The 7,309-nt window shown below is 69.2% G+C and carries 5 protein-coding genes; 3 read left to right on the top strand and 2 right to left on the bottom strand.

Annotated features, from left to right (window positions below):
- The 3 genes from ACFWI9_RS02655 to ACFWI9_RS02645 form a co-directional block, all read left to right on the top strand.
- Positions 1-1,556: thioester reductase domain-containing protein (locus ACFWI9_RS02655; RefSeq protein ID WP_387158546.1), on the top strand; the 1,556-nt coding region annotated here is incomplete at its 5' end.
- Between the two features lie 559 nt (positions 1,557-2,115).
- On the top strand, positions 2,116-3,483 hold the full coding sequence (gene dacB / locus ACFWI9_RS02650; protein WP_387158544.1) for a D-alanyl-D-alanine carboxypeptidase/D-alanyl-D-alanine-endopeptidase: 1,368 nt from the start codon (positions 2,116-2,118) through the stop codon (positions 3,481-3,483).
- A 280-nt stretch (positions 3,484-3,763) separates the two neighbouring features.
- A complete protein-coding gene (locus ACFWI9_RS02645) occupies positions 3,764-4,549 on the top strand; it encodes a hypothetical protein (RefSeq protein WP_387158542.1) in 786 nt (261 codons plus the stop codon).
- Positions 4,550-4,625: 76 nt separating this feature from the next.
- On the opposite strand, the gene ACFWI9_RS02640 is transcribed toward ACFWI9_RS02645, so the two are convergent.
- Entirely contained in the window at positions 4,626-5,579 is a 954-nt protein-coding gene (locus ACFWI9_RS02640; RefSeq protein ID WP_387158540.1) for a DUF4344 domain-containing metallopeptidase, read from the bottom strand.
- A gap of 33 nt (positions 5,580-5,612) precedes the next feature.
- On the bottom strand, positions 5,613-7,100 hold the full coding sequence (locus ACFWI9_RS02635; RefSeq protein ID WP_387158539.1) for a peptide MFS transporter: 1,488 nt from the start codon (positions 7,098-7,100) through the stop codon (positions 5,613-5,615).
- Positions 7,101-7,309: the final 209 nt, after the last annotated feature.

The following is a 7,309-nucleotide window of genomic DNA, read 5'->3' as shown; positions in this document are numbered from 1 at the left end:
GGCCCCAGTCTGCTCGGGCCGTCGCATGCCGGGAACCGTCCCGGACGCCGCGCGCTCAACGCCCCGCTCCCCGCGCTGCTTCCCCGGCCCTGCCCGGCACCGCCCTGGAGAGGAGGATCGCCCTCATCTGGTCCGGGCTGCTGAGCCTCGACGGGATCGGCGTCGAGGACGACTTCTTCGCACTCGGCGGCAACTCCCTGCTCGCCACCCGCCTGGTCCTGGCAATGCGTACGGAACTGGGGGCGTCTCTCCCGCTGCGGGCGGTATTCACCACACCGACCGTTTCCGGCCTCGCGCTCCTTCTCGGTGGCACCGTTCCGACCTGCCCGGCCGCACCGGACCTGTCCGCAGAAGTGCGGCTGGACGGCGTCATCGGCCCGGCCGCTGACATCACCACTGCGGCCGAAGCGCCCCGGAACGTCCTGCTCACGGGAGCCACCGGGTTCCTGGGCGCCTTCATGCTGCGTGACCTTCTGCACCGTACCCAAGCCACCGTGCACTGCCTGGTCCGCGGACGCGGCCAGGCACACGCCGCTGAACGGCTGCGTGCCGTCCTGGAGTCGTACGGTCTGTGGGACCGGGTGGCGCGGGAGCGGATCACCGTACTGGCCGGCGACCTCGCGGAACCTCGTCTGGGCCTTTCGGAGCCGGACTTCGACCGTCTCGCACACACGATGGACGCGGTCTACCATCCCGGGGCCGCGGTCAACCTGGTTTTCTCCTACGCCCAGTTGCGCGACGCCAACGTCCGGGGAACCGAAGAGGTCCTGCGGCTGGCAGCCCTGTACCGCACGGTGCCGGTCCACCACGTCTCCACCGTCGGCGTGTTCCCCTGCGACGAGCCCGGGCGGGTCATCGACGCCGGGGATCCGACCGGACCGGCCACCGCGCTGGAGCACGGGTACACCCAGAGCAAGTGGGTGGCCGAGGGACTGATCGAGCAGGCCCGCGCGCGAGGGCTGCCCGTTTCCGTCTACCGGCCCACCCGGATCATCGGGGACTCGGTGACGGGCGCCTGCCAGACCGGCGACTTCATGTGGCTGATCCTCAAGGCATGCGTCCAGGCACAGGCAGCGCCCGCCGGGGTGGAGACCGCGTTCGACCTGGCCCCGGTGGACTACGTCAGCGGGGCCATCGTCGCGCTCTCCCAGCAGGCGCGGGCCGCATCGGGCACCTTCCACCTGGCCGCCGGACGGCTGACCCGCCTCGACACGGCCGTGGACTGGCTGCGGCGGGCCGGCTACCACATCGCGGACCTCGGTCCGTCGGCTTGGCTGGACCGTATCCAGGCAGACCCCGGCAACGCGGCCTTCCCGCTGCTGAGCACCATGGCGGCGGAGACCGAAGGGGCGGGTTCCGAGGGAGGGCTCGTCTTCGACACGACTGCCACTCAGCGCGTCCTGGAGGGTACCGGAATCGACTGCCCGGTGGTGGACGGGGAGTTGTTCAGGGTCTATGTGGACTACTTCATCCGGTCCGGGTTCCTGCCCGCTCCTGACGGTCCGCGCGTTCGTGGAACGCAGCGGAAAACCACGCTGGGTGAGTCGGCGCCGTGACAATTGAGGTGGCCTGAGACGCGCGAACGCGTGCCCCGCAGCCCGGGCCCTCTTCCCGTGCCGCGGGGCCGGAACGCACTTCTCGCCACCTGGCACAGCACGAGCGGTAGGAGGCACGGCTGAGGGCCACCCATGGCAACCCCCGCGGCAGGCCGACGTGGTGGAACGACCGTCCCGGCTCGGGGATCGGCTGTACCCTCACCGCGTCGGCCGGCTCCGCGAGGCAGTGGACGCCCATTCCTGTCGGACCGGGTGCCCCGGTCCTCCCGGCGGCAGCAGTCTCCATGGGAGTTCCGCCGCCGGATCCGCACCCGCGCCGTGGCCGACCGCCTCATCGGGCGGCTCGTGTGTCCACTTCTGTCGCGCTGTTGGCACGTCCCCAAGGCCGTGATACGGCTGAAGTCCGGCCGGTGGTCCTGTCAAATGACCGTTCGTGCAATTCCTTTGCCCTTTTCGACAAGAAGAACGTTCTCCGGCCGATTGCAGGTGTGACGGCTGATACTGTGCGCTTGTTTTCCTTCAGCCAGGGACCCCCACTCCTGAAAGCCTTGAACCCCCCATGAACGAAATAGCTGTCGACACAACCGAGAACGCCTTCCTTCCCGGCGGCCGGCGCCGGCATCGCAAGCCCAGACAGAACAGCACCGGAAGTGGACTGCACCGGGCACTCGTCCTCGCGATGGCTGTGCCCATGGCGTCCGCAGCCCTGGCCGGCCCCGCCGCCTTCGCTGCCGAAAAGAGTGGCAGCGCGACGGCAAAGTCCTACGGGCTGGATCCCGACGACCAGCAGATCGCCAAGAACCTGGAGTCGCGCGTACACGACGCGCGGCTCGGCTCCAACGTGAGCGGCGTGGTCATCGACGCGGACTCGGACACCACCGTCTGGGGTCACAACGCGTCGACCGCGCTCATGCCGGCGTCCAACGCGAAGCTCGCCACGGCGACGGCGGCGCTGACCGTACTCGGCCCGGATCACCGATTCAGCACCAACGTGGTCTACGGCAACGGCACCCTGACCCTGGTCGGCGGTGGTGACCGCACCCTGACCACCGCCGACCTCACCGAATTGGCGAATGCCGCGGTCGCCGGGCTCAAGGCCGCCGGGCTGACCACCGTGAAGGTCGCCGTCGATGACAGCCTGTTTCCTGAGCCGACCCTGGCCGACGGCTGGAAGGACGGCTACTACCCGGACACCGTGGCTCCGGTCCGCGCACTGGTCGTCGACAAGCACGCCGTCCAGGACACCTCCATCGACGCCGGGCAGGTCTTCGCCAAGCGGCTCACCGCGGCGGGCATCACTGTCTCAGGCGACGTCACCCGCGCCACCGCGGACGAGAAGGACGTGCCTGTCGCCCGGCACACATCGGCGCCGCTGTCGGACATCGTCCGGTCGATGCTCAAGCTCAGCGACAACAACGTCGCCGAGACCCTGCTGCGGATGAGCGCGATCGGCGCCGGCCACCCCGCGACCTTCGAGGGCGGCACCGAGGTCGTGCGCCAGGTGCTGAGCGGGGTGTACGGCGTCTCGCTCGACAACTTCCAGCTCCACGACGGCAGCGGTCTGTCCCGGAACGACCGCATCCCGGCCGCCACTCTCGCGCAGATCCTCGAACTGCTGACGCAGCCCCGCTATGCGCACACGCTCGGCTCCATCCTCGACGGCCTGCCTGTCTCCGGCGAAGCGGGCAGCACACTCGGCCCGGAGTTCGGCCGATTCGACGGCGAGAACTCCAAATGCGCGGTGGGCAAGGTCCACGCGAAGACGGGGACCCTCACCGGCGCCATCGCGCTCAGCGGGCTGACCCGGGGCAAGGACGGCGAGTGGAAGGTGTTCTCATTCGTCGAGAACGGCGCCACGGCCGAGCAGAACGCCACCAAGGACGCCATGGACGACCTCGCGGCGACCGTCAACGGCTGCTACGCCTAGGTTGCGCCCCTTCGCGCGCGGAAGGGTGACTGGTGCACCCTGACGCGGGCTTCCCCTGTGGCGTTGGTCAAGGACCGGCGTCCGCACATGTCACGCACGCCGACCGGCTGGAAGACCTCGACGGACTTCGAGCCGGTCGGCGCACTCCTTCAGGGCGGCATCGCGGGCCGGGACGGATGCCCCCGGACGCCCTCCCCCGCGGAAGGACCCCGCGCGGCCGTGGTGCTAGTGTGCGCACGCCTCGACCCGACGCATGACCGAGCCTGGAGAGCACCCGCACATGGCCAGCCCCCCGGGCTCCTTCTCGTCCGCAGCCGCCTACGCCGACAGCGTGGTGCGCGCGGCGGCCCCCTTCCGATGGAGCGAGCTGGAGTCCAGCGCCTTCTCACGGCTCCCGGACCTGCACGAAGTGGTCGCGGCGGCGGGGGCCGATCTCGACCGGACCAGGAACGGGATGGACCACGCGCGGGACGCGGGTTGGCTTCTGGTCCTCTTCGCACCGCTCGCCCTGCCCCTGCTGGTGATCCTGGCCGTGAAGTACGGGGAGACCGAGCTCTGGTTGTCCGGCATCGCCGGCCTGATCTCCGCGGCCCACATCGCGCTGCGCGCCGCGGAGTGGCGGCGGACACGGGCCGGTGGGCCGCGGGCGACACCGCAAGAGGTGGTGCTCGCCGTCTTCGAGGCGGTGTTCGCCGCGGTGTCCGCCGGATTGGTCGCGGTCGCCGCCACGATGGCAGCGTCACCGTGGCGCTGGCTCCTCTGCGCCGGCCTGGCATCCGTGGTCGCAGTGTGCCTGGTGAGTGTTCGCGTGGCCAAGCAGGCGGCGGAGCGCGGCGTCCCGACCTCGCGGCGACCGGCCTTCGAGGAAGTCGTCTCTCTCGTGGCCGAGATGAGCGAACAGGATCGTGCGGCCGTACGCGACGATCTGGACCTCGCCCTGGAACGGCTCGCCGAGGCGGGTGTGATCAGCGGGGCGCAGCTCGCCGAGGCGCACCGCTCACCGCTGGGTAGTCTCGCGCGTCGGCTGTGGGCGTGGGAACGGTCTCCGGCCCGTCAGACGCGATAGGACCGGGAGCGAGCAGGCGCCCCCGGTTCCCTCCCGGTCGTCGGCGGTGGGGTGCGCGGTTCGCAGTGGGCCCGGTCTACTCGGATCGTGTCTGCTCGGTGCGGAGCTCGTCGAGTTGTTCCGCGAGAGCCTTCGTCTCCGCGATCAGGTGCTCGCGCGCGTCCTCCTGCGACCGGCCGCCCTCGTTCTTGAAGTCCTCGCTGAAGTGCGGTTGGAGCTGGGTCCACCAGCCGTAGTCGAGCATCGCCCAGGCTTGCGGGCACAGCGGTGCGCGGGTCTTCGGCAGGTATCCGGCGCCGACCAGCGGTGCGGAGTACTTCCCGGGATCGCTTCCTTCGAGGTAGCAGAGGAAGTTGAAGACGCGTTGCTGCGTGACGGGGTGATCGCTGGAGTAGCCTTCCAGCGTCAGTTCACCCTCCTCGCGGGCGAGCTCGTCGAAGAGCAGGGCGGTTGCCAGGGAGGGGCCCGGGCCCACCTCGTTGACGGTGTAGAAGGAGGCGAAACCGTCGGCGGCGTCCTCCTCGAGACCGAGGTTGGCCAGCAGGAGTTGGCGTTGCAGCGCGTGGCCCATCTCGTGACCGAAGATGAACTGCGTCGACTGCGCGGTGAGGTCGTCGGCGTTGTAGTCGGCCTCCGGAAGCAGGGCGGGGCGCTTGACCGTCTTGGTCACTTTCCTGAGGACGTCATGGATCTGCGTCAGGAACCGCGGGGGGATGTAGATCGTCTGCCCGTCGGGCTGGGTGACCGCGTCCGTGACTCCGGGTGGTACCCGGGGCGTGACCTTCACGGTCAGGTCGTGGGGAAGTGCGATGGCCTTGCTCACCCAGCCGGCGACCTGTTCGAGGACACCGGACTCGCGGACCACGGCCACTACCTGCCGGTCTTCGGGTGGGCTCGCGGCGTCCTGGTAGACGATTGTGACCTTGCCGTCCGTGGCGGCTTCGTCCTCACCACCGCACGCCGGGACCGTCAGGCCGGTGACGAGCAGTGCGCAGGTGAGGCCGATGGCGGAGTTGGCAGTGCGTAGCACCCTTGGTCAGCTCTCTTCCGTGTCGGAATCGTCTCAGTGGTGTCCCACGAACATGCGGCTGATCCTCTTGCGGAACAGCAGGACGAGCAGGCCGACCAGCACCGCCACCGCGACCTCGGCGAAGACGAACGGGCGGCTGTTCAGGTTGGCGCCGGCGAGGGAGGCGAGCGAGGTGGCGCAGTCACCCGCGGTCACCGCCAGGAACCACACGCCCATCATCTGGCTGCCGTACTTCTCCGGAGCAAGCTTGGTGGTGACGGAGAGCCCGACCGGTGACAGGCACAACTCAGCGACCGTCTGCACCAGATAGATGGAGACCAGCCACATCGGCGAGACCAGGTTGCCGCCTGACGCCGCTGTCAGCGCCGGAAGGAAGACGGCGAAGGACAGTCCGATCAGGATCAGTCCCAGGCCGAACTTGGCGGGTGTGGAGGGTTCCCTGCGGTCTCTGGCGAGCCACTGCCACAACCCGGCGAAGACCGGGCCCAGGGCGATGATGAACAGGGGGTTGAGCGACTGGAACCAGCTGGAGGGGAAGTCGATCCCGGCGAGCTCGGTGTCGGTGTCGCGGTCCGCGAAGATATTGAGGGTGGAGCCGCCCTGGTCGTAGATCATCCAGAAGACCGCGGCGGCGACGAACAGCCACACGTACGCCGTCATCCGCTGTCGCTCCGGGAGGGTCAGGTCCGGGTCCCGTCGGATGCGGATCAGCGTCCATGCGGGGAACACCAGGCCGATGACGGTGAGCGGGACGACCACCCAGTCGATGGTGTAGTGGCCCGAGAGACCGAGCACGGCGTAGAGGACCACGGGGACCAGCAGCCAGAGCAGTCCCTTCTTCACCAGGGCGGCCCGATGTGCCGGGTCCATGGGCGCCGGAACGATATCGCTGTGCGGGCTCAACCAGCGGCGTCCGACGAGGTACTGCACCAGGCCGATGGCCATGCCCACGCCGGCGACCGCGAAGCCGAGGTGGTAGCTCACCTTCTGGCCGATGGTGCCGATGACCAGGGGCGCGAAGAAGGCACCGAGATTGATGCCCACGTAGAAGATGGTGAAGGCGCTGTCGCGGCGCCATTCGAGGGGTCCTACGTAGAGGTGGCCCACCATGGTGGAGATATTGGCCTTGACGAGGCCGGAGCCGATGGCGACGAGGAAGAGTCCGGCGAAGAAGAACCCCTCGGTGGGCACGGCGAGGAGGAAGTGGCCCGTCATGATGATGACGCAGGCGACGGTCACCGACTTCCGCGGGCCGAGGAATCGGTCGGATACCCAGCCGCCGGGGAGGGTCAGCAGATAGACCATCGCGAGATAGACGCTGAAGATGGCGATGGCGGTGTTCTCCGGGAAACCGAGGCCGCCTTCGCTCACCGGTGCGGCGAGATAGACCGCGAGCAGGGCTCGCATGCCGTAATAGCTGAAGCGCTCCCACATCTCGGTCAGGAAGAGTGTGGAGAGGCCGCATGGATGCCCGAAGAAGGTACGACCGGGCGTCGGGACCGCCTCGGATGTGTCGATCATGGGCCTTCACCGTCCACCGGTTGCTCTGTCCGGCATTCTGACGGTGGCCCAGCTCGGAGGGTTCGTTCCGGGCCCCGGACCCGCGCACAGTCCCCTGACCGGCGCACAAACCCGGACCAGTGGAAGGGGGGGCCGCCCCCCCCGGGGGCCGCGCGCCCAAAAAAAACACCCAGTGGGGCGGGGGGGGGGGGGGGGGCGGACGAGGGGGT

Origin of the sequence: Streptomyces sp. NPDC127084 (assembly GCF_042724175.1) — a bacterium.
Lineage (GTDB): Bacteria > Actinomycetota > Actinomycetes > Streptomycetales > Streptomycetaceae > Streptomyces.
Note: the sequence above shows the minus strand (reverse complement) of the source record. Positions and strands in the feature narration are given on the sequence as shown.